At 66.4% G+C, this 23,583-nt stretch carries 18 protein-coding genes and 2 pseudogenes; 9 read left to right on the top strand and 11 right to left on the bottom strand.

From position 1 onward, the window contains the following. Positions 1–49: 49 nt before the first annotated feature. Together K3U94_RS05485 and K3U94_RS05480 are read right to left on the bottom strand one after the other, a co-directional pair. Complete coding sequence (locus K3U94_RS05485; protein ID WP_220696686.1) at positions 50–1,150, bottom strand: catalase family protein; 1,101 nt, start codon at positions 1,148–1,150, stop codon at positions 50–52. Positions 1,151–1,171: 21 nt separating this feature from the next. After that, positions 1,172–2,974 (bottom strand): annotated as a pseudogene (locus K3U94_RS05480) (peroxidase family protein); the annotation flags it as partial. A 245-nt stretch (positions 2,975–3,219) separates the two neighbouring features. Here K3U94_RS05480 and K3U94_RS05475 point away from each other — a divergent pair. The 5 genes from K3U94_RS05475 to K3U94_RS05455 all read left to right on the top strand — a co-directional run bounded on the left by K3U94_RS05475 (position 3,220) and on the right by K3U94_RS05455 (position 7,890). Then, positions 3,220–3,495, top strand: a complete 276-nt coding sequence (locus K3U94_RS05475) for a hypothetical protein (protein WP_220695836.1) — start codon at positions 3,220–3,222, stop codon at positions 3,493–3,495. A 299-nt stretch (positions 3,496–3,794) separates the two neighbouring features. After that, a complete protein-coding gene (locus K3U94_RS05470; protein WP_220695835.1) occupies positions 3,795–5,309 on the top strand; it encodes a S8 family peptidase in 1,515 nt (504 codons plus the stop codon). Between the two features lie 17 nt (positions 5,310–5,326). Continuing rightward, on the top strand, positions 5,327–6,610 hold the full coding sequence (locus K3U94_RS05465) for a serine/threonine protein kinase (protein WP_220695834.1): 1,284 nt from the start codon (positions 5,327–5,329) through the stop codon (positions 6,608–6,610). A 121-nt stretch (positions 6,611–6,731) separates the two neighbouring features. Continuing rightward, positions 6,732–7,547, top strand: coding sequence for a C1 family peptidase (locus K3U94_RS05460; RefSeq protein WP_230987433.1), 816 nt, complete (start codon positions 6,732–6,734; stop codon positions 7,545–7,547). A 19-nt stretch (positions 7,548–7,566) separates the two neighbouring features. Beyond that, on the top strand, positions 7,567–7,890 hold the full coding sequence (locus K3U94_RS05455; protein ID WP_220695833.1) for a protease inhibitor I42 family protein: 324 nt from the start codon (positions 7,567–7,569) through the stop codon (positions 7,888–7,890). A 61-nt stretch (positions 7,891–7,951) separates the two neighbouring features. Here K3U94_RS05455 and K3U94_RS05450 read toward each other — a convergent pair whose 3' ends face one another. Beyond that, complete coding sequence (locus tag K3U94_RS05450) at positions 7,952–9,700, bottom strand: DUF6345 domain-containing protein (RefSeq protein ID WP_220695832.1); 1,749 nt, start codon at positions 9,698–9,700, stop codon at positions 7,952–7,954. A 216-nt stretch (positions 9,701–9,916) separates the two neighbouring features. On the opposite strand from K3U94_RS05450, the gene K3U94_RS05445 reads away from it, so the two are divergent. Next, positions 9,917–10,756 (top strand): DUF5995 family protein, encoded by an 840-nt coding sequence (locus K3U94_RS05445; RefSeq protein ID WP_220695831.1) that lies wholly within the window; start codon positions 9,917–9,919, stop codon positions 10,754–10,756. 12 nt (positions 10,757–10,768) lie between these two features. Here the strand turns inward: K3U94_RS05445 and K3U94_RS05440 are convergent, their stop codons facing one another. Next, positions 10,769–11,671, bottom strand: a complete 903-nt coding sequence (locus K3U94_RS05440; RefSeq protein ID WP_220695830.1) for a hypothetical protein — start codon at positions 11,669–11,671, stop codon at positions 10,769–10,771. A gap of 185 nt (positions 11,672–11,856) precedes the next feature. On the opposite strand from K3U94_RS05440, the pseudogene K3U94_RS05435 reads away from it, so the two are divergent. Then, a pseudogene (locus tag K3U94_RS05435) lies at positions 11,857–13,091 on the top strand (IS256 family transposase). Between the two features lie 3 nt (positions 13,092–13,094). On the opposite strand, the gene K3U94_RS05430 reads toward K3U94_RS05435, so the two are convergent. From K3U94_RS05430 to K3U94_RS05410, 5 genes are all read right to left on the bottom strand, one after another. Beyond that, positions 13,095–13,361 carry a hypothetical protein gene (locus K3U94_RS05430; RefSeq protein ID WP_220695829.1) on the bottom strand — a complete coding sequence of 89 codons (267 nt, stop codon included), beginning with the start codon at positions 13,359–13,361 and terminating at the stop codon, positions 13,095–13,097. Between the two features lie 93 nt (positions 13,362–13,454). Continuing rightward, a complete protein-coding gene (locus K3U94_RS05425; RefSeq protein WP_220695828.1) occupies positions 13,455–14,594 on the bottom strand; it encodes a hypothetical protein in 1,140 nt (379 codons plus the stop codon). 234 nt (positions 14,595–14,828) lie between these two features. After that, the gene (locus K3U94_RS05420; RefSeq protein ID WP_220695827.1) at positions 14,829–15,092 is read right to left on the bottom strand and encodes a protealysin inhibitor emfourin; all 264 of its coding nucleotides are present in this window, start codon (positions 15,090–15,092) and stop codon (positions 14,829–14,831) included. Positions 15,093–15,108: 16 nt separating this feature from the next. Continuing rightward, complete coding sequence (locus tag K3U94_RS05415; protein WP_220696684.1) at positions 15,109–16,155, bottom strand: M4 family metallopeptidase; 1,047 nt, start codon at positions 16,153–16,155, stop codon at positions 15,109–15,111. A 123-nt stretch (positions 16,156–16,278) separates the two neighbouring features. After that, positions 16,279–17,592, bottom strand: coding sequence for a phospholipase D-like domain-containing protein (locus K3U94_RS05410; protein WP_220695826.1), 1,314 nt, complete (start codon positions 17,590–17,592; stop codon positions 16,279–16,281). Positions 17,593–17,835: 243 nt separating this feature from the next. Here K3U94_RS05410 and K3U94_RS05405 point away from each other — a divergent pair, with 243 nt between their 5' ends. Then, positions 17,836–18,342, top strand: a complete 507-nt coding sequence (locus K3U94_RS05405; protein WP_220695825.1) for a LysM peptidoglycan-binding domain-containing protein — start codon at positions 17,836–17,838, stop codon at positions 18,340–18,342. 25 nt (positions 18,343–18,367) lie between these two features. After that, on the top strand, positions 18,368–19,015 hold the full coding sequence (locus K3U94_RS05400; protein WP_220695824.1) for a LysM peptidoglycan-binding domain-containing protein: 648 nt from the start codon (positions 18,368–18,370) through the stop codon (positions 19,013–19,015). Here K3U94_RS05400 and K3U94_RS05395 read toward each other — a convergent pair. Both K3U94_RS05395 and mfd read right to left on the bottom strand, forming a co-directional pair. Then, positions 19,000–19,938 carry a nucleoside triphosphate pyrophosphohydrolase gene (locus K3U94_RS05395; protein WP_220695823.1) on the bottom strand — a complete coding sequence of 313 codons (939 nt, stop codon included), beginning with the start codon at positions 19,936–19,938 and terminating at the stop codon, positions 19,000–19,002. The genes K3U94_RS05400 and K3U94_RS05395 overlap by 16 nt on opposite strands. Positions 19,939–19,943: 5 nt before the next feature. Further along, positions 19,944–23,579 (bottom strand): transcription-repair coupling factor, encoded by a 3,636-nt coding sequence (mfd, locus tag K3U94_RS05390; protein ID WP_220695822.1) that lies wholly within the window; start codon positions 23,577–23,579, stop codon positions 19,944–19,946. Between the last annotated feature and the right edge of the window lie 4 nt (positions 23,580–23,583).

Raw genomic sequence — 23,583 nt, 5'->3', positions numbered from 1 at the left:
ATCGCATTCCTCCGGCCTGGCGCATGCATGGCGGCTGCAGCGACCCGGGTCAATCCGGCAGCTGCGTGATATCGGTCGGTTCGATTCGCGGCGCGGCGTTCACGGTGTGACGAAATTGGCTCGACGCCTCATAAACCTGCCTCTTGAGCCGGTTGATGGAGCCGAGGGGACGGTGATCTGCCAGTGCGCGCCAGGAGTTGAACGACAGCACATCGTCACCGAAGGCACGCCGCTCCGGGCTGCACGGGTTTTGGGGGGGAAAGGTTATCTTGGCCACCGGCCGGTGCGGCGATGCGGCTTCGGGCCAGGCCACCGTGGCGTCTTCGATCGGCATCGTCACGGTGTCGGTGCACAGTTGCACGCGCAGTTCGTATTCGGCGCTGTTGTCGCGAAAGAACTGGACCATCAGGTCCCGATGGGCGTCCTGGCCGGCATCGCGAGACACCAGTTGGCCTTGGAGGTTGCGCACCGCGTCCGACAACGGCGCGTAGAGCATCTTCGCGACGTAGTCGCCGTAGCGCAGCGGCGCCGACGAATAAAACGTCTCGCCCAGGATGTGGGTATTGGGCGCGACGAATACCGCGAGGTTCGACGGCAGCCGGACACCGACCTTGTTCACGGCGGCCAAGAGCTCGCTGCCCGCCCACAGCGCACGGTCTGGCAGCATCGCCAGCACCCGGGCGGTCGGCATTCCCTGCGCAAGGTAGGCATGGGCGTCGGCGAACAAGAACTCGCGGTGAGTCACCATGATGAAATCCTGCGTGGAGGCATCGTCATCGGCCAGGGCGCGCGGTCCACGCACACCGAGGACCTTGATCGCCAGGCCGCGGACACCGCGGATCTGATCGCTGCGCAGCACTCCCGACGTCGTGGAGATCCGCGCGATCACCGGGTAGGTCGCGGGCGCGGCGAACAGCCCCTGCGCCAGCTCTTCGGGGAGATCGGGGTAGACGGTGAGTTCTCCGCGCAGGATCGCATGGCTCTTGGCGTGCGCGTCGCGCAGACCGTGCTTGAACTTGCGATAGGCCCGTTCATTGTTGTGACGCAGCGCGGCGGTGATCCGGTCGATCACCTCGTTCTCGTCGGATCGTGGCCGCTCCAGGTCTTCGCGGTAACGCACGTAGCTGCGTTCGGTATCGCTGCGTGCCACGCCCTCGCCGGGAATACCGGCCGCCGACGCTCGCGACGACGCGTCGACGGGATGCCAGGGCGCGAAGGGATTGGCGACGCCGTCCAGGGCCGGTGCCAGTGCCGGGAAATGCCGCAGCAGCACGGTCCGCATGTCGTTGTCGGCGACCCAGTCCATCCCCGCCGGGGTGTAGACCTCGGGACGGAAATCGCGCGTGAAGAAGCGGTCGCTGGCGAGTCTGCGCGATGCCATCAGCACAAAGATCCGAAACGCGGTGTCACTGAACCCGAATCCTCTCGGCTTGGGTTCGGCGTACAGCCCGACCATCAGGTCGACCCTCTCCACGTCGGCGTAGATCTGACGTAGTTCCTCGGCCCATACTGGGTTGTCGGTCAACTCGTCGAACGACGACACCGGTTTGAGACGCAGCAGACGCCGGAACTCGTTGTAGCGCGGCACGCCTCGCTCGCGCACCCTGAGTATGTCGGTGGCGGCCAGGTCGAGCAGTGATCCGTCTGGGCGCTCGAAGTGCTGCAGGTGCCGCGGGTAGTTGTGCAGCGTGATGGCGCCGGGGTGGGCGCGACCAAACGAGTAGAAGATGTCGGCCATCGACATCTCGCCCAGCCGCTCGCGCACGTGCAGGACGGTCAGGTCGGGGAACTCGTGTTCGGCCACGACACAGTCATCGGCGAGCGAGCGGAACAAGAAGCTGTCGGGGATCAGCGGATGCATACGGTAGACGGCCACAAACTCTTCGGTGAGCGAATAGGGAACGCCGTGATGGTTGGTGGGTGACCCGGGTATGCCCTGCAGCACCTCGCTGTCGGTGATGCGCCCGAAGCGACGCCGGAACCGCTCGCCCAGTACCCCAAACCAGTTCGCTCGCATGGCGAACACGGTTGTCGGGTGGGCGATGATGGCCGGTGTCCAATCGATCGTGTGGATCTTGGCGATCAGCGCGGCGTTGACCAGCCGGGCCTTCTCGTACAGTTCCTGATCGCCCAGCTGCGGGTACCGGGCCGCAAGCTGTTCGCAGATCGCGTTGTGTTCACGCATGAACAGTGAGTGCAAGATGGCCAGGCCGACCCAGAAGTTCCCGGCGGCGCCGCTCAGGTCTAGGTGGCGCTCCAGTTCGGCCGGCGGCAACCCCATCTGGTCGAGCTTGAGCTGACCGTGGTGGCCGGCACGCAGCCCGGCACAGAAATCCGGCGTAGATCCGTAGATCTGCGAGGCGTCCCACCAGTGGGTGTCGCCGGTCACGAACGTGGGCGGACCGTCCGGATCAGGGCTGGGGTCGGGCGCCGCGCGGTTGATCGTCATGGGCCGCTGCGGCCAGGGGTCATGGTCGTGCAGCGGGATCTGCCAGGGCTGCGCGCCGACGGTGCCGTGACTGAACCAGTCGTGCACCTCGAACTGGATCCACGCGGCGGCCAGCAGGTTGAGAGTGGTGGCCGGCTGAAAATGGTCGCGACCGAGCAACCGCCGGCTGACCAGCCGCGGATTCGGATCCAGCAGTTCCGCGGGATCCTCCGGGTAGGTGTACGCCGGCGGGACATTGCGGCCGAACCTGCTTCCCTGTGAACCCATCAGCGGGTCGTCGACATCGTTATAGGTGCCGTTGAGGGTTCGGGCGCCCAGCGGGTTGCCGAAGGCTTGTCCGTCGTCCGGCGGCCGGTCTGCGGGGCCGCGGCCCACGTCGTAAAGGTTGTATGCCCGTAGCTGATTGCGCAGCCCGACCAACACCGCGACCGCCAGCGGCCTGGGCAGCCGCGACCACCCGATCGTGCGATCGGCCCTTTCGGCGGCTCTCGACATGAACCGCGACATTGTTGCCCGCACTTCGATCCCGCCTCTCTGTGGTCTTTCGATTCCGATCCCCGGCCTCGTCGATCGTCGAACGTCACATCGGAAAGAACACGAGTAGTCGAATACTCCATATTCGGCGATTCCGGGTCGTCAGTACACCCCTTCATCTGTGTATTCGCGGCTACCCGCTGCTCAAGACAGGTAGCCGTCCACTCGTGCGGCCAGCGGTCGGCGGTCCTAATTTTCTCCAATCAGGAACCGAAACGATGTGAGGAGAATTCGAAATGTCCGTGTTATCGCAAACGCGAGATGTCGCAACGGTCGAAGCGGCCGATCCCGCGCCACTCTCGTCGCCCACCGTCATCACCGAGCACGAAATTCTACTGGGGACGGCAGCGGCGGTTTCGTTTCCGCGCCACGATACGGGCCACCGGCTGGCGGCCGCGGTGCGCCGGACGCTGGCTTCACTGCGTGAACTTCCCGCGCCGCCGACCCGTTACCCGAGTGTGCTTGATTACCTGGAGTCCTCGCGCATGGCGCGCGAGATGTGCCGGCTATGAGCATCGTCGTCGCCACCTGTGTGGCCGTGCTGATCGTGCTCATTTCGAGCGGCGCGCACGAAATGCAGCTGCGGCTTGAGCGTTGGGACTACGACCGCCACTTTGAGGACTGACCAGTCATCTCCACCGCGAAAGCAGTGGCCAGATACTGCTGCGTACCACGAAGATCGGAGTGACAATCAGTGAATGTCGCCAAGGCTGGGCACCATCGTCCGTTCAGCGGCGGACGTGCCGCGGCGGGCTTGAGGACCACGCCTGTGACCGCCGGTGCACAACCCCGGAGCCCCCGCCGCCGACCAATGGTCAGCGAGCTGTTGCTTGCACCTCGAGGCGAAGTGCCCCCGGAGGCCGACCGAGCGGTGCGCTCCGTCGAGCAGGGCCGCCGGGTGGTTCTCGTTGAATTGCGGCTACCACCGGGTGCAGACACCCAGGCGGTCCGGGACCAGTTCAACGACTTGTTCACGCACGTCTTTCGCGCACGTAGTCGACCGCCCCAGCCGGTTCCCGTCGGCCGGCACTACATGCGGTGCACGTTGACCCCGGCCGAGGTGGAGCGACTTGTGCAGGGCGGCACCCGGCCCACCAAGGCCGGCACGGAGCGCGCGCTGGACCTGATCTACCACGTATGGCCGGATTTCGTGGTCAGCGCTCATCTGGATCGTTCGGTGACGACCATCCAGGCGGACGCCGCATCACGCACCTTCCGGTGCGACGGCACCGGTGTGATCTGGGCGGTGATCGATTCCGGGATCGACGAGCACCACCCGCATTTCACCGGCACCGCCACGCTCTCGGCGAGTTCGGTGGCGTCGCTGCACCGCGATTTCACCATCACCGACCCGGCCAGCCCCACCACCGGATCATCTCCGCTGACGGATCCCTTCGGGCACGGCACCCACGTCGCGGGCATCATCGCCGGCCAGGCACCCGCGGATCAGGCCATAGTCCGCATCGCCGCCAACGAGCCGACAGCGCAGGGGCTTCCGCGCTGGGTTCAGCGAGACCTACCGCCCGGTGCCGCACTGAGCGGAGTGGCTCCGCGCGCGAACCTGGTCAGCCTGCGAGTGCTCGACGAGGACGGACAGACCCTGTCCAGTGCGGTGATCGATGCGCTCGACTATGTGCGCACCGTCAACGCCGGCGGCCGCGATCTGGTCATCCACGGAGTGAATCTGTCGCTCGGCTGCGGCTGGCTCATCAGGGATTACGCCGCCGGGCAAAGCCCGCTGTGCCGGGAACTGGACCTGCTCGTGGGGACCGGGGTGGTCGCCGTGGTCAGCGCAGGCAACTTGGGCGCCGGGGTCGTCGGCGCCGGTGTCGGCGTCGGCGCCCAGGCCGCCGGCGCGGGCGGCGATGTGTACGGGCAGCTGTCCACCATCACCGACCCGGGCAACGCCGCATCGGCCATCACCGTCGGTTCGGTGCACCGCTACAAACCCCACACCTTCGGTGTGACCTTCGATTCGTCGAAAGGTCCCACCCTCGACGGGCGGCTCAAACCCGAACTGGTGGCGCCCGGCGAACGGATCACCTCCGCGGCGACCGGGAAACAGGCAGCCGGGGTTCCACCGTTGGCGGCCAAACCGCAGGATCCCTCGGAGCTGGCCCGCTACATCGAAGACAGCGGCACCTCGATGGCTGCCGCCCATGTGTCCGGTGCGATCGCCGCCTTCCTGTCGGCGCGCACCGAGTTCATCGGCGAACCACAGCGTGTCAAGAAGATCTTCGTCGACACCGCGACCGATCTCGGCCGGCACCAATTCTTTCAGGGAGCCGGCCTGATCAACCTGCTTCGGGCCCTGTCCAGCACGTAGGATCCGAGAGGAAAGACATGACCACCATCAACGGATTACCTTACTACGAACTGGATTTCAACGCTGACGGCTCGTTGAACTCCGAAGCCGGACACGGTGACGGTGGCCTGCCCGCGGCGGTCGCGGCCGGCGGCATCGCCGACCTGTTCATCTTCTCGCACGGCTGGAACAACGGTGTCGACTCCGCCCGCGACCTCTACCATGCGATGTTCTCACTGCTGGCGGATCAACTCGGCACTCACACCGCCACCAGCGCAGCCGTCGGCGTGGTGTGGCCATCGCTGCTGTTTCCCGATGACGATCCGGCCACCGCGCCGCCGGTGCCCTCCACGGGATCACAACTGGCCGCTGCACTCGCCCCGGCTTTCCCCGACCAGCAAGGGCACCTCGACACTTTGGGGCTTCTGCTCGACTCCCAACCCCAGGACCCCGACAAGCTCATCGAATTCCACACCCTGGCAAGCGGCCTCGTCACCACCGCGCCGCAAGGCAGCGAGGACACCGGTGAAGCTGGCCTGCTGTGCACCGACGCGACGGCCGACACCGCCACCGTGCTGGGCCACGCCGCCGCGATGGCACCCGCCGGCACCGGCAATGCGCAAGGGCTGGGCAATCCGTTCGCCGGACTGTGGTCGGGCGCGCGAGAAGTGTTGCGCACGCTGAGCTACTACGAAATGAAGAACCGCGCCGGGGTCGTCGGCAAAGAGGGACTGGGCCCGTTGCTGGGGCGGCTCCGCGGCCCCGCCGGATCCCCGCGCATCCACCTGATCGGCCACAGCTTCGGCGCCCGGCTGGTCTCCTACGCCCTCGCCGGCCTGCCCGCCTCGGCGACGCAGGCAGCCAGCCCGGTCAAGTCCCTAACCCTGATCCAAGGAGCGTTCTCGCACTTCACCTTCGCCACGTCGCTCCCGTTCGACAGCGGTCGGTCCGGCGAGCTCGCCGGTTGCGAGGCACGCGTTGACGGTCCCCTGCTGGCAACGTTCAGCCGGGCCGACCGGGCGGTCGGCTGGTGGTATCCCGCCGCCAGCATGCTGGTCCGCCAGGACGCACAGGCCGCTGAGGACCTCGTATACCGCTGGGGCGCAATGGGACATGACGGATACCAGAACGATCCGGCTGCATACGCCGTTGCGCTTGCCGATCCCGGCAGCCCCTATGACTTCGCCCCGCACCGGTTCTACGCACTGGACGCCAATGCCGTCATCGCCGCCAACGAATCGGCCTTCAGCGGAGCCCACAGCGACATCAAGCACCCGCAGGTCGCGTGGGCCATCGCCGCAGCGGCCAAGCTTGCGCCCTGACCGGCGTCGCGCTCGGTGAAATGAGGTAGTTCCCTACTCGTGCCATATCGCCTTTCAGCTCAAGATGATTGGAGATGCACTCGGGTATCACACCCGACCCAATCAGACGGAGGTCAGTGACATGGCAAAAGTTTCAACACGGCGCGGGGAACGCAAGCGGATCTGCAATCTGATTCCCACACCGGACGAAAGGACGAGGACCGACTGGAAATTCACCGACGCGCTGGACGCAGGGGTTCTCGGCGCCCCGGCTGCGCTACCGCCCAGCGTCGACCTGCGCGAGTCATGGTGGGGCATAGGCGACCAGGGCAATACCGGCTCGTGTGTCGGCTGGGCATCGGCCGATGCAGTGGCGCGCTACATGTTCGTGACGGCCGGCAGGCTGGCGAAGACGGCGAGATTGTCACCGCGCTTCGCCTGGATGGCGTCCAAGGAGACGGACCAGTTCACCTCGCGGCCGGAGACGATGATCGAAGGCGCAGGCACCACGCTGAAGGCAGCGGTCGACGTTCTGCGCAACTACGGTGCGGTACCCGAGACGATGCTGCCGTTCACGATCAACACGGCGATGTACTCCGGTAACGAGAACACCTTCTACGCCACGGCCGCGACGCACAAGATCGCGTCGTACTTCAACCTGCAGCGCAATCTGGACAACTGGCGCACCTGGGTCAGCCAGCACGGGCCGATCCTCGTGGGCCTCAATGTCGATGCGACATGGGACAACGCGGCGACAACGGGCGGAAAACTCGATCAGTTCCAGCCCGCCACGGTCCGCGGTGGCCATGCCGTGGCCGTGGTCGGCTACACCGATGACGGACGCTTCATCATCCGCAACAGTTGGGGCACCGGGTGGGGTGACGACGGGTTCGGCTACGCGAGCCCGGAATACATCAACGGCGCCTTCTACAACGAAAGCTACGGAGTGACACTCTGATCACGAGGCGCGATACGAAATGGCAATCAGCCTGACCGAACGCGACGACGGCCGCCGGATCCAGGTGCAGGTCGGCGACACGATCGAGATACGACTGCCTGAAAACGCCCCAGCGGGTTACCGCTGGGGCGTTGACAGTCTTGATGAACGATTGTTCGAGCTCACCGGATCCAGCGGCGACTACCCCACCGCGACAACGGGTTCGGCCGGCGAGGCGCTCTTGCGAGTCACGGTGCGCGCGCCAGGGGAAGGCACCCTGCGGCTCAAGTACTGGCGGAGCTGGGAGGGTGCGGCCGGCGTGCTGAAGCGTTTCACCCTCGACGTCCAGGCGTTACCGCAGTAGGCGATCCGCACGATGAACCCGGGTCCGGTCGAGCGAACCCGGGTCCAGTCGACGGGGGCACTTATCCGAGCGGCGCCTCGACACGGTAGCGCTTGCGCAAGCCATTGCCGAAGTCCACCTCGATCTCGCGAGTGGCCACCAAGACCGCCTGGTCGAGTTGCACTGCGTACCCGACTTCGGTGGTCCCGGGCACCAGCGAGTAGCCGACCGGCATCTGCCCCTTGGCCGCCCAGCGGGCCATATGCTGCGCCCACGATGCCCCGAGACGCTGCTCTACCGGGTCCTGGTCGGGTCCCGCTACCGCGGGCTGTTCGACGCCTTCCGGAGTCGGGGTCGGGCCGCCACCGCCAACGCCGCGAGTGAGCCGGTCCACCGCACGGACCGAGCTGGCGACCCGGGTGACCTTGCCGTCGTTGTCGACACAGACCCGGACCTCGCCGGCGCCGGGAGTGATCACCGGCAGACCGTTGATCATCTGCTTGAACTGAATGGTCGTACCGGTCACCACCGGGTCCAGCAGCTCGCCGTCGCCCATGGCGCTGCCGCCGGCCTCGGCGGCATGCTGAACCTTGTCGAAGACCAACTCCGCATCACGCGTCAGCCCGTACAAACCGAGGGCCTCTTGGGCGATCGCCGCCGCCTGGCTCACCGGAATCTGGTCGTGGTTGGCGTAGTTGTGGTGGTCGAGTTGCGCTTCGACCGACCCGTCGGCCCCGAACGCCAGCAGGGCGTCGCCCTCGCCTACCCGGAAGGCGCCGCTGGCCGACACCGCGACCTCGCGGGGAACACTGACGCGCACCCCGAAGCGATCGACCGCTGAGCGAAGAATTCGCGAATTGACCTCGATCGGCCGCAACCGCGCGCCGCGCAGGTCTGCCGGGACGGTGAGCTGCCGTTCGCGTGCACGCAGATTCGCCGGCGCCAGGCTGGACGCGTAATACCAGCGCCACTGCCACCAGTTCTTGCTGACGTGGCCAAAGTTGAACAGCCGCTCGTTGTTAACCCGATCGGTGGCCTCTGCCTGAGTTGCACCGCAGGCGACGACAGACGGCACCTGGCCGTGGGAGATCCGCCAGCTGGCATCCATCCAGGCGGCGCTGAATGACTTGCCCTTGTTCCACTCCTCGAAGAAGTACTTGCCGTAGTTGCCGTCATCCACGCTGGTGGTTTCGAAACCGAACAACATGCGGAAGCCCAGATTTGCCGAGTTCCAGGTGATGATCGGGTTCAGCGGGGCGTACACCGGGCAGGCGAAACAGGTGGACCAGAACAGGTAGTTGGCACGTTCATTGCCCAGGCGCATGTTGCCGGCCCATGCGTTGGTGCCCTGGTTGTTCCAGTTGCCGCCCAGTGGGAACCACACACTTCCGTCCGCGCGGCGTCCGCCGTGTCCGGAATGGTAGGCAACGTTGACCGCATCCATTCCATAGGTGTCCTGCCAATCGTCGAAGTCCTCGTAGTACGACCAGATTTGGACATTGCCGTCCTTGTACCAGAAGTTCGGCGCGGTGAACTTGCTGACGTATCCGAGGAAGCCGGCGGCATCCTCGTGGGTGTACATCAGCGAGCCGGCGTCGGCGAAGGTTTCGATCGAGAAGGCGCCGTAGGCGTTCGCGCCGCCACGAGCATCGAGTTTGCCGGCAGCGGAAGGAGGCAGCTCCCCCTGGGGGTTGTCACCAACCGAGTCCCCCAAGACCATTCGTGCGGTGCCATTACCGTTGCGGGCAGCCAACCGGGCCGCGGCCGGGACGGGGTTCGGATGAGTAGCGGGTGCGGCCGGTGTCTTCAATCCGGCTTTCTTCGTGGGCATATCGACTCCAATCTCGGTGCTGACTTCCTACCCCGATGATGGGTCGGCCGATATCCCGCGCCTAGCGTAGCGAACTACTTCAGTTATCCGGCTGTGAAGTCGGGCTTTTCACGCGCCAGGCGACGTGTCGGCGCCTCGGCACTGCGAACGAGCCGGAGCAGATCACGTAGTCGACTACGCTATGTTGCGCCACCCGTGCAGCGGATCCTCGGACATATGAACCCAATGCCGCCCCCACCGGATCCGCTGCCCTCGGCCACAACACTCGACGAAGTGGTCGCCACCATCGATACCGTCGTCGACTGGTCGATCGGTGCGTCAAGCCGCCTGGGCTACTTTGCGGCACTGTACAAGCGGATCACGGTCGCGGTGCAGACGGCCGTGACCGAAGGCGCTTTCGAAGACGGACCCCGGATGGAGCGGTTCGACGTTGCCTTCGCCAACCGCTATTTCGACGCGCTCAACGGGCACTTCCATTCGCAGCGCTACCCGGGGGCAACCCGCTCCTGGTGGGTGGCCTTCGAAGCCGCGAACACCGCGAGACCGATCCTGTTGCAGCATCTGGTCGCCGGGATCACCGCACATATCGCTCTTGATCTGGGCATTGCGGCGGCCGAGGTCTCGCCCGGATCGGCGCTGTGGGCACTGCGCGACGACTTCAACACGATCAATGCAGTACTGGCCGGCCAGGTCAACGACGTAGTCGGCCGGGTGAATCAACTGTCACCGACATTGAGCGATCTTTATGCGATGTTGGGATCAGGCGAGCTGTTCGCGATCAACGGTGCGGTGCGGGCGATGCGCGACAGCGCGTGGCGCTTCGCCGTCTTGCTGGCGCAAGAGCCGGTGATCGCGCGCGATGCCACGATCTGGATCCGCGATCGCCGAGTCGCCGGGCAGGTGGTGTCCGTCTTCGACGCGCCCGCGCTCAACGCCCTGTCCCAGGCGGTCATCCGCGAGATAGCCGAATGGGAAAGCCGCAGTATCGTCCACAACATCGCGGTGCTCGACGCGATCGCAGCCAGTCCGGCGTCGCCGATCCAGACCACGCTGTGACGGTTCGGCGGTTCACCGCTCCTCCTGATCGAAGTGGGAGGCGGGGCTCTGGGGTTTGGCCGCGTCGCGGTTTCGGCTGGGAATGCTGTCGAGCACGTTCTGGGTTTGAACGTCGATCAGTCTGGTGAAGGCCTGCTGCGAACCGCCGAAGATCAGTGCGTACGCCACGAGCTGTTCTCGAGCCGCGGCGGCGACATCCGGGCCCAGGACACCGGCGCGGATCAGCAGCAGCCCGGCCAATGCCGTCAGCGCGCCGGTCGGCAACTTCACCAGCAGCGAGGCCATCGGAACCGCGTACGGCGTAGACGAACCCCGCATTCGGCGAATCGCGACCGACCCCATCAGGCCGGCGCTGAACAGCCCGATGAATTCCACCAGGAAGATGTCACCGCCCGACGGCGCCCATCCCCCGGTCGGACAGGTGGCGGCCGTCGGATGATCGGGAACGCACAATGCGAACCAGCCCGGCGCACACCAGCCGAGTAGGCCGATCCCCACTGCGAACAGCGTGAGCACGAAGGTGGCTCCGAAAAGGAGATTGCGAAAGCTGCGCGTCCGGACGTGTTCGTCGGCACAGGCCGCGTAGATCGCCCGCACATCCTGGGCGATGGCGCCACGGTCGTCATCGGTCAGGGCGTGCTTCGCAGCGTACTGGCGCAGGTCGTCCAGGCGGGCATCGTGGGGTTTGAGGAGCAGGGCCGCGTCGGCGATGATGTCGGGCAGTTTCGCGGCAACGGTATTGGGCGGCGACAGGGCGGTGAGCGTTACTTCGACCGCATTGATGTGTGCCAGCGCCCGCGCGACATCGACCCCCGTCCATGCGTGCCGTATTCCTGGACGACTCTTGACGGCCGAATCAGCGGCACGCAGTCTGCCCTTCGCCTCGGCCAGTCGGCGTCGTTGTGCGGCGGACATCGCGTTTCCCAACTGCTCGGCCAGACAGTCGATTTGGGTAAGTCCCCTGGGGTGGTGGGGTTTCGGGAGGCGGTCCGGCCAGGGTTGAAGGTCCCGGGTGTGTCGGTGCCGGTGTTGGGGTGGGCCATCGCGTAGTGATCGGTGAGTTACCTACCAAGTGACTCAACAGGAAGACACACGACGCGATGACCCAGAACCATTCTGCCCTGCTGGCCCAGCTCGATGCACTCAAGTCCGCCGACTCCGGTGCGGTGTTCGCTGAGCTGATCCGCGCCGGGCTGCAGGCGCTGATCGAGGCCGAGGCCACCGAGGCGATCGGGGCTTACCGCTACGAGCGCACCGGCGGGCGTAGCACGCAGCGCAACGGGCACCGCCCCAAGACGGTGGCCACAACCGCCGCGATATCGAGGTGGGCATCCCCAAGCTGCGGGCTACTCGTTTTTCCCGTCGCTGCTGGAACGCCGCCGCCGCATCGACAAGGCCCTGCACGCGGTGATCATGGAGGCCTACGTGCACGGGGTGTCCACGCGCAGCGTCGATGACCTGGTAGCCGCGATGGGCGTCGAATCCGGGGTGTCCAAGTCGGAGGTCTCCCGGATCTGCGCCAAGCCTCGATACCGAGATCGAGGCGTTTCGCACCCGCAGCCTGGCTCACACGCAGTTTCCGTACGTGTTCTGCGACGCCACGTTCTGCAAGGTGCGGGTCGGGGCGCATGTGGTCTCCCAGGCCCTGGTGGTGGCCACCGGGGTCTCGATCGACGGCACCCGCGAGGTGCTGGGCACCGCTGTCGGCGATAGCGAGTCCTTCGAGTTCTGGCGGGAGTTCCTCGCCTCGCTCAAATCGCGTGGTCTGTCCGGGGTGCACCTGGTGATTTCCGATGCCCATGCGGGCTTGAAAGCTGCGGTGGCCCAACAGTTCAGTGGGTCGTCGTGGCAGCGGTGCCGGGTGCATTTCATGCGTAACCTGCACACCGCCGTGGCCGCGAAGCATGCCCCCGCGGTGACCGCGGCGGTCAAGACGATCTTCGCCCACACCGACCCCGAGGGAGTCGGCGACCAGTGGGACCGCGTCGCCGACACCCTCGCCGAATCGTTTCCGAAGGTCGCGGCCATGATGGGCGAGGCCAAGACCGATGTGCTGGCGTTCACCGCGTTCCCGAAGGCCCACTGGCAGAAGATCTGGTCGAACAACCCCATAGAACGGTTGAACAAGGAGATCAAGCGCCGGGCCGATGTCGTGGAGATCTTCCCCAACCCCGCGGCGTTCCTGCGCCTGGCGACGGCGGTAGTCATCGAAGCCCACGACGAATGGCAGGTCACCCGCCGCTATCTCTCCGATGTCTCCATGGACGAACTACGCACCGTCATCGCCAAGAAACACACCGCCGAAGCGCTTGCCAAACAACACCAAATCGCTTAGCGTTCACCATGACTCGTCGATCACGACGCATGAACCACGTCCGATCCGAAGTCCACCACTCCACGGGACGCTATCGTCGATTTCCACATCGAGCTCGACGATCCGGCTCTGCGCGTTCTCTCGCCAGGCGGCGTGCAGACGTCGTCTTGCCGGCTGAATAGGCGGCAGCTGCGTCGTCTCGGGATCGGTTCGCGCAGCACCGATATCCATCCAGCGAACGACCGCGTCGGTGTCGTCGGTATTCGCACGTTTGCCAAGTGACCGGGTCATGGCGCATATCCCTCCGGGCGGTGGCCGTCGGAGTCCACTATCTGCCTCAGGGCGGCCGGCCGGCACGAGTAGCGTTGTACCCGAATTCAGTCGCTAACGAGCACCGGGTGGAAACTCGGTGTCCGACGGCACATACTCGGCCGAACCGCTCAGGATGACGGTGGGATTGGCCCTGTCGATCTGGGCCATCGTGTCGATGTGCCGGAGCGGATCTTCAAGGGTTTCGCGGGTGCCGAAGAACGTCAACAGCACCGGCGCATCCATCGCCGGTGACGGCGAAGCGACCACGACAAAAACCCTCGACATCGGATGATCGGCAACCAGATCCTGGATGGCACCTGTCGAGGCGAACTGACTCTCGGCACACAGGGCGCCGGCTTTGCTATCGCCGAAGTCGTGAACCTTCCCCGCCTCGTCGAAGAAGGCAAACGGGTCGCGAGCCAACGAGATCTGGGGCGGGTAACACGAATGGGTGTCCTTGAGTATCCGGTGGGTGACAAAGACTCCGTTCACCGACAGGCGCACCAACCGGACTTTGCGCGAGTCGATGTCGATCACCACCTTTTGCTCGACCGTCCCGCCGGGCGAGAGGAAGGCGTCGTCATAAGGGGCGGCAAACAGATTGGCGTACAGCAGCTCGGAGTCGGCGGGTAGGTTCGGGGTTTGGCGGTACTCGCCTCGCAGTACGCGCCCCAGCGGAGACAACCCGGCGAGCAGGTATTCGGTACTGGCGGGCTCCGGCGGTGTTCCAGCGGGGTACGCCGTCACGCGCATCAATCCGGCATGGATCTCCGCCTGAACCGAACCACGGTTATGCAGGGTCGTTTTGGCCAACAGATGAACGATGGGGCCGGTCGAGCCCGTAGGCGTCAGCTCGGTGCTGACGTCGATGAGCGGACGTGCAGACGCCGGCAGGTACTCGGTCTGCATCCAGAACTGGGCGAGACCCACCAATGGGAACAATGCGACAGCAACGGCTGCACTCCTACTGAATGCACCACGTGCGTAGCGACCCAGATAGAACACCCACAACAGGGCGATACCGCCGATCGCCAACACGACGCCCGTGACGCCCATGAGCTGGCTCTGCGGGCTGCGCTGATCGACCATCCATACATAGACCGCGAGTCCCGCGACGAAGACCTGGCTCAACATCGCGGTCAGTGCGGCGCCGCGGGATCTCTTCGCGATCTGGACCGATGCCAGCACGCAGGTGATGCCGATCGCGCTCAACAGCGCCGTCCCGATCAGATCCCACGCGGTGCTGGTCAGCGTCGCATTCCGCACGGCCAATCCAAGGACAAGTGCCGAGTCGACACCGACCCAGCCCATCAGCAGGATGCGCAGCGATCTTCGCATGCCGCCGAGATCATCCGCGTGGCCTGTTGCGGACGCCTGGTGATCGTCGGCCTCGTCGACGGGTCGTTCAAGAGTGATCACCCGTGCTCCTTCGAAAGGTGTGGCGCGTTAGATCGTTTCTCGCACCAGGGTTGCCACCGACTGCGGTAGCAGGCTTTCGGGTATCTCACGGCTGGTGTCCCCCGCCGGAGTTCGACGCGTCACCACATAGGTGTAACGATCGGCGCCGGAATCGCTCGGCAACGGCGCCACGCCGTCGACGAGGCGGTCCAGTGCCGCCCGGACATCGGGATCCAGCGCGTCGGCCTGGATGCGGCCTGTCGCAGGCAACCCGGCCAGACCGCCGCGCCGTTCGATGACGTATTGACTCATCGGTGCCCCGCTTCAGCTACGCGATGCCCACCGCCTGCCACGCGGCGTCAATCGCACTGTATACATCGGCATCCGTCGCAAACAAGGACTTTGCCGCCGACCGAGTCAGGTTGGCGAATGACCTCATCTTCATGTTCGGCGATGCTTTGGGGCTGGTGAGTGCCGCGTACCACGCCTTGCCGGCTTTCGCCCAGGACTGTCCGCCGATGGCCTTGGCCGCGAGATAGAACGCGTGATTGGGGATGCCGCTGTTGGTGTGCGGATCGCCGCCCGGAACGTAGTCGCGGTAGTGCCAGGGCTGCCGGGACAGGCAGTGCTGGGCGCCGGGGTCGGCCATGTCGCGCAGGCAGGTGTAACCCTTCGCGGCGGCCTTCGGCCCGATGATGTCAGCTCCGATGAGCCAGTCGGCCTGGTCAACGGTCTGGTTCTTCCGCCATTGCCGGAACATCGTGCCGAACACGTCGGAAACGCTCTCGTTGAGGCCGCCGGCCTCGTTGGTGTAGTTCAGACCCGCCGTGAACTGAGTTACGCCGTGGGTCAACTCGTGTCCGATCACGTCGGTTGACGCGGTGAAATCGACGAAGACCTCGCCGTCGCCGTCGCCGTACGTCATCTGGGTGCCGTTCCAGAAGGCGTTGGAGTAGTGCACGTCGTAGTGGATCGACGACACCAGGGTCATGCCGGCGTCATCGACGGAGTTGCGTCCGAAGCACTGGGCGTAGAAGTCGGCTACAGCCAGCGTCACCTCGTAGGCACGTCCGGCGGTGGCGTCCGACGACGAGGCCGGGTTGAGCACGGGGGCACCGGGAAGCGACCGGGTGTTCTTACAGTTGAACACCGTCGCTTCCGGTTGTGTCGCCAGCCTGTCGGTGGTCGTCGCACTCCTGGACAACATTCCGGCTTGAGCCGCGCGGATCTGCGCGGTCCTGAGTTGACGCCACACCGGCTCGAGGGCGCCGGTATCGCGCAACGCCTGGCGTGACCGGGCGGACAGGGACTTGTCGGCGGCGAGTTTCTCCAGCACGTCCTTCGGAACGATGAAACAACCGCAGCAGCTGTGCATGACACCCTCCAGGTGGTTCAGGCGCCCATCCCAGGAGCGCTCACTCGTGGACACCACCCATGCTGGACGTCGGCGTCGGCTCCGGTCACGAGTAGCCGACTACGCGAAAGCAGCACTGCCGGCTCATACTTCGTCGTAGTCGGCGGGTTCGACGCGCACAAACCCGCCGGCGCCCAGCGCGGCGCGCGTCACCGGAGTCTGCCCGAGGCCCTGTTCGGGGCTGGTGAACGCACTGTCCCAGTCCGTCTCGAATATCTGCTCGAAGTATTGCGCGATACCCGGGTGCGGAACCCACAGCCCGGCCTCACGGTTCTTGGTCACCGCGGAATCGGACCAGTTCTGCGAGGACACCAACGCCGCAGCGCCATCGATCACGATCATCTTGTTGTGGCAGTGCACCAACTGGTCGGTGTTGATGTAGCGGATATTGGCGTCGAGCTTGAGGCCATAGTCACTGGCGAGCACATCGAGGTTCTGGTGCTCACGCGGCAGATCTCCGCGGTCGAAGATCTTGCCGAGGACGATGCGCACATCCAGCTCCGGATGTTGTCGCCGCGCCGCCGTGACGGCGTCCAGCAGTAGCCGCACATGTGGCTGATCAGCCTTGATGTACTGCTGCTCAATGACGATGGACCTGGTTGCGGTGCGGATCAGATCGGGTACGACATCAAGGTAGTTGTCGGGGCTGAGCACCGGCTGGATGGTCAACGGCGCGTCGAGCTCGAACACACGGCTGGGAAACAGTTGCGACGGACGTTGTGTCGGGGCTCGTTCGATCAGGATCATCCCCGGTTCCGGCGGCTCGCCGGTCACTTGGCCGGCACCTGCGGTCACCCGGGCCATATCGCGCGTCAGGATCTGGGTGAACAGCGCGGCCAGCTCCCGGGAGCGAATCGCCAACCCCGCGTCTCGGTTACCGGTGCGGAACGCGGGTCCGCCACCGCCGTCGGTTTCGTTGAGCGGGATGGAATTGGTGCTGTAGTTGCCGCTCTGCACCAGCGTCCACTCGTCGTCGATCACAATGACCTTCTCGTGCGACGACGCGAAGACGTGAACGCTGGGGTTGGCACAGGACGGCGCGGGCACCCCCACCACGCCCATATCGACGAGCTCACGGAAAAGCCTTGTCTCCGCCGCGCTGTCGATGTCGAGCATGAGCGACACCGTGACTCCGCGTGCCAGCGCGTCGAGCACGAGCTGCTTCATGTAGGAGGCGGAGAAGTCGTAGATGCCGATCAGGATCGACCGTGTGGCGGCGTCGAAGAGTTTCTTGGTCACCGCGTACGTGGAGTCCGGTGACGCATAGGCGATCACCTCGCTGTGCACGGTTACCGACGGGATGGCTTGTTTGGGGTAGTTCCCCAGGTGGCAGCGCCGGTTCACCAGCGATACCGGGGAAGGCGTTGCGGCGCCAGCTGTTTCGACCCACATCGGCATGGCCGTGCCTCCTTGTGATCAGCCGGCCCCCGAGACTGGACGGTCGGCGCGAAGCCTGTCGGGACCAATGCTCCACGCCAACGGCCTGCCGCGACACGCGTATCCGACTACTCGACAATCCTTGGCGGTCCAGGTAGATGAAGACCGGCGCGGGACGCGAATGGAGTAGTGCGCTACCCGTGCGTGGCTGACGGGGACCGCCGCAGGATGGCGGAGACCCAACCTGGGGAAAGGATTCCTGCCATGCACGAGATACCGCGACTCACGGTTCGCAGTCCGCAACCGTTCGATATTGTCGGCGACAGCTTCGTCCTGTGCGGACTCGGGGCCGCCGTAGAAGGTGTCGTCGGCTCGGCGATCTTGACCGACCACAAAGGTACCGTTCTGACGACCGTCACGCCGATGTTCGTGCCGAACACCGGATTCGGGTACACCCTGTTCGACTTTCCGGTCAGCTACCCGTTGCCCGCGACGGCCGAAGGGGTGCTGACCGTCCACTCGGACAACCCCAGCGGGCTACCCGAGAACGACTTCACAGTCTCGGTGCCGCTGACCTTCGGGCGTCCGCTGCTGGGCGAGCCCTTCCACAGCTTCTCACTGCACCGCGTCGTCGCCGGCGACACGCTGTTCACGATCGCGCAGGACCGCTACGGCGACGGCAATCTGTGGCAGCGGCTGTTCATCGCCAACCGAGACCGCATCGACGATCCCGACGTGATCCGGGTCGGGCAGATCCTACGGGTTCCCTAGCGGCCCCCAGGAGGAAGTGACAACCATGAAGACCTACCAAGTCCAGCCAGGCGACACCCTGTTCGCCCTAGCCCGGCGCCAGTACGGCGACAGCACCCTGTACCCGGTGATCGCGAAGCAGAACCACCTCGCCAACCCGGATCTGATCGTGTCGGGACAGCAGCTGCTTATCCCGTACGTGACGTATCGACACTTCGTCACCGCATCCGATTCCACCGCATCACGACAGGCGATCACCCAGCAGTATTACGGCACCGACGACACCAACGTGCAGCTGATCTGGGAGATCGTCAACGGGGTCGCGCAGCGCGAGATTCACCTGGGCGCCTGGCTGCACATCCCCGATCTGACCGACGTCGGACATCACACGGTCGTAGCCGGGGAAAGCCTCGAGGCGCTGGCCGCCCGGTGGTACGGCGACGACCACCTCGCGATCGTGATCGGGCTGGCGAACAACCTTCCCGCGAACACCGAACCGGACCCGGGTCAGGTGCTCATCGTCCCCGGCCTCAACCGGCGCCATCACGTCGCCGGCGATACGCTGACGTCACTGTGCCGCGAGGAGTACGGCGACGTCGATCTGGATACCCGGACGTCGGTCGTCGCGGCCGCCAACCACATCAGCGAACCTGCCACGATCTTCGCCAACCAGGTGATCTACTTCCCCTCCTGAGGCGAATCGGGCCCGGCGAGCGGTTCGTAAGCCTCCTCGTCCGTCGCCGGCCAATGGGCGCGCCACTGCTGTTCATCGGGCTCCCCGATGATCCGCTTCTCCACCACACGGACGGTATCCATGAGTTCCAAAACCGCTGTCCGCAAGTCGTTTTCCGCATCGATGCCGGCGGCAACGGTGACGGTGGTGACGGCCTCGGGGATCAGGTCGGTGGGCACGCCGGCGCGGGCGAGCCGTTGCAACACCTTCTGGGCCAACGCCAAGGCCGGCTGCGCGGTCGGCACGTCATCGAGAATCGAGTCACGCGACTTCTTCTCGAGATTCTTACGCTCTTCCCACTGCGCCACCTGCTCGGCAAGCGAGATCTCCTCGCCGGCGAGCACCGCGGGCGCCCGATTGATCAGCTTGCGCAGCAGCGAGTCGGCGACGTCGTCGATGCCGAACGCGTTCTCCGGTGCGTCCTCGGCGATGCGGGCGTGGAACAGCACCTGCAAGAGCACGTCGCCGAGTTCCGCGCACAGCTCGTCGGCGTCGCCGCTGCGGACCGCGTCGAACAGTTCGTAGGTCTCCTCGAGCAGGAACCGGCGCAGCGAGTCGTGGGTCTGTTCGCTCTCCCACGGGCCGGTGGTGCGTAGCCGGTCCATGATCGCGACCGCGTCGATCAGCCGCTCCCCCGGCGGCGCATCCGGCGCCGCGATCAGGGCTTCGCCGGCCTCCAGGCGGGCAACCACGTCGGGATGGTTGCGGTCCGAAGACAACAGCACGGGCGCTTGCACGTCTGAGAGCACCGATCGTGCGGCCGGCAACGACCAGGGCACCACGATCGGCAGTTCCTCGGTGTAGGCGACCTCACCGGCAAGCAGCGCGAGGGCTTCGACCGGCACGAGCGAGGGCCGGCGGGGGTCCACCAGGACGACGGTCATCGTGGTTACCGTACTGCGGGCGCCGCGCCGGTGACGTCGATGAGACCCTGCGGCTTGCCGTCCAGCGCGGAAATCAGATCGGCCACCATCTGGACGAGTTCGACGTCGCGGATGCGGGGCGCGCCGACGCCGCCGCCGGCCCGCGGGATCGGCACCTGCACGGTGGCGGTGGTGGCGCGGTAACTGGCCGACGGATGCATTCGCTTGAGCCGCAACTGGGCGGAGTCCGGCAACGTCATCGGGGCCAGCCGCAGCGTGGTCGCCGACGCCGCCGACACCTCGGTGATCCCGGCTGCTCGGCACAGCAGCCGCAGCCGGGCCACCGCCACCAACCGCCCGGCCGGCTCGGGCAGCGGCCCGTAGCGATCGGTCAGCTCATCGATGACAGCGTTGATCGCGGCGTCGTCGGGCGCAGCGGCTAGCCGTCGGTAGGCCTCCAGCCGCAGCCGGTCGGAGTTGATGTACTCCGGCGGCAGATGCGCGTCGACCGGCAGGTCGATCCGGACGTCCTTGACCTCCTCGGTGGTGATCGTCTCGCCGTTGAACGCCGCCCGGTAGGCCTCGACGGCCTCGCCGACCAGCCGCACATACAGGTCGAAGCCCACCCCGGCGACGTGCCCGGACTGCTCCACCCCCAGCACGTTGCCGGCGCCGCGGATCTCCAGGTCCTTCATCGCCACCGCCATCCCGGCGCCGAGTTCGTTGTTCTGGGCGATGGTGGCCAACCGGTCGTGGGCGGTCTCGGTCAGCGGGCTCTCCCGCGGATAGAGGAAGTAGGCGTAGCCGCGCTCCCGGCTGCGGCCCACCCGGCCCCGCAGCTGGTGCAGCTGGGAGAGCCCGAAGGTGTCGGCACGCTCCACGATCAACGTGTTGGCGTTGGAGATGTCCAGGCCGGTCTCGATGATCGTGGTGCACACCAGAATGTCGTACTCCCGGTTCCAGAAGCCCTGCACCGTGGTTTCCAGCATTTCCTCGGGCATCTGGCCGTGCGCGACCACGACCCGGGCCTCGGGCACCAGCGCACGCACCCGGGCGGCGGCCGCGTCGATGGAGCTGACCCGGTTGTGCACGTAGAACACCTGGCCATCGCGCAGCAGCTCGCGCCGCAATGCCGCGGCGACCTGCTTCTCATCGTGCGGGCCGACGTAGGTCAGCACGGGATAGCGGTCTTCGGGTGGGGTGAGGATCGTCGACATCTCCCGGATGCCGGCCAGGCTCATCTCCAGGGTGCGCGGGATCGGCGTGGCGCTCATGGTGAGCACGTCGACGTGGGTGCGCAGGGCCTTGATGTGCTCCTTGTGCTCGACGCCGAACCGCTGTTCCTCGTCGACGATCACCAGGCCGAGGTCCTTCCAGCGCACCCCGGTCTGCAGCAGCCGGTGAGTGCCGATCACCACGTCCACGGAGCCGTCGGCCAGGCCGTCGATAGTCGCCTTGGATTCTCGGGCGTCGGTGAACCGCGACAGCCCCTTGACGGTGACCGGGAAGCCGGCCATCCGGGTGCTGAACGTCTGCAGGTGCTGATCGGCCAGCAGCGTGGTGGGCACCAGCACCGCGACCTGCTTGCCGTCCTGGACGGCTTTGAACGCCGCTCGCACCGCGATCTCGGTCTTGCCGTAGCCGACGTCGCCGCAGATCACCCGGTCCATCGGGACGGGCTTTTCCATGTCGGCCTTGACCTCGCTGATCGCGGTGAGCTGGTCGACGGTCTCGGTGAACCCGAAGGCGTCCTCCATCTCGGCCTGCCACGGGCTGTCCGGGGCGAACGCGTGGCCGGGCGCAGCCTGGCGTTTGGCGTAGAGCGCGACGAGTTCGTCGGCGATCTCGCGGACGGCCTTGCGGGCCTTGGTCTTGGTCTGGGCCCAGTCGCTGCCACCGAGCCGGCTCAGCGCCGGGGCCTGGCCGCCGACGTAGCGGGACAGCTGGTCCAGGGAGTCCATCGGCACGTAGAGCTTGTCGGTCCCGTTGGCTCCACGTTTGCCCGACGCATACTCGAGCACCAGGTATTCGCGCCGCGCCCCGCCGACGGTGCGCTCGGTCATCTCCACGAACTTGCCGATGCCGTGCTGGTCGTGCACCACCAGGTCGCCGGCGGTCAGCGCCAACGGGTCGACGGCGTTGCGGCGCTTGGCTGCCAGCCGCTTGCCTTCCGGCCCGCTCACCCGGTTGCCGGTCAGATCGGCCTCGGTCACCACCACCAGGTTGGCGCCCGGGATGATCAGACCCTCGTGCAGCGGGCCCTTCAGCACCCCGACCACGCCGGGCTGCGGCGCGGCACCCGCATCCAACAGTGTTGCCGCAGTCTCGGATTCGGCCAGCTGCTCCACGATCCGCCGCGCCGTGCCGACGCCGGGGGCCACCACCGCGGCACGCCCCCCGGTCGCGATGTGCGCCCGCAGCATGGCGAAGATCTCGTCGATGTCGCGCTGCCGCCCCCGTGCCGACGGCGACGCGCGCACATCGAGTTCGACCGCCTCCGGGTCGGGCAGCTGGCTCAGCGTCCACCACGGATGCCCGGTGTCCAGCGCCGCCTGGCGCACTTGGGCGAACTCACGGAATCCCGATCCGCCGAGCTGCTCGATGTCGATCGGCGCCTCACCGCCGATCGCCGCTGTCGACCAGGACGCCTCCAGGAATTCGCGTCCGGTCTTGATCAGGTCGGCGGCGCGGGCGCGGATCTTCTCCGGATCGCAGACCAGCACCGGGGTACCGGCGGGCAGCTGATCGGTCAGCAGCGCCTGCGGGCCGGGCCGCAGCACCGGGCCCAGCGCCTCCATGCCGTCGACCGGGATGCCCTCGGCCAGCTTGGCCAGCATGTCGCCGACGGTGCCCAACACGGCGTTGTCGGCGTGCGGCTGATCGCGTGCCAGCTCGGCCGCGCGCGCCCGGACCTCGTCGGTGAGCAGCAGCTCCCGACAGGGCACCGCGACCACTGTGCCGACCTCGACCTCGGGGATGGAGCGCTGATCGGCCACCGAGAACGGCCGGATCTCGGTGGCCTCGTCACCCCAGAACTCGACGCGCACCGGATGCTCGGCGGTCGGGGGGAACAGGTCGAGGATCCCGCCGCGGACCGCGAACTCGCCGCGCTTGCCAACCAGGTCCACCCGGGTGTAGGCCAGCTCGACCAACCGGGCGATCACCGCCTCGAACGGAATCTCGTCACCGACGGCCAGCATGACCGGCTCGATCGCGTCCAGTTGGCCGGTCATCGGCTGCAGCAGCGACCGGGCCGTGGTCACCACCACGCGCAGGGGCGGCCCCAGCCGGGCGTCGTCGGGGCGGGCCAGCCGGCGCAGCAGCAGCAGGCGGGCGCCCACGGTGTCCACCCCGGGCGAGAGCCGCTCGTGCGGCAGCGTCTCCCAGGACGGAAACAGTGCCACCGTGTCGCCGTACACCCCGCGCAGCTCCGCGGTCAGGTCGTCGGCTTCGTGGCCGGTGGCGGTGACCACCAGCAGCGCGCTGCTGCGGGCCAGGGCTGCCGCGGTGAACGGACGCGCTCCGACCGGGCCCACCAGCGCGAGTTCGGCGGGCGGGTCGCCGGCGCGCTCGATGAGTTCGGCGAAGGCGGGCGCGCCCAGCGCCAGGTCTACGAGGCCCGCAATCGGGTTTTGGACAGTCTGGTACCCCGGTGCGGTCATGATG

Source organism: Mycolicibacter heraklionensis (assembly GCF_019645815.1).
Classification (GTDB): Bacteria; Actinomycetota; Actinomycetes; order Mycobacteriales; family Mycobacteriaceae; genus Mycobacterium; species Mycobacterium heraklionense.
Note: the sequence above shows the minus strand (reverse complement) of the source record. Positions and strands in the feature narration are given on the sequence as shown.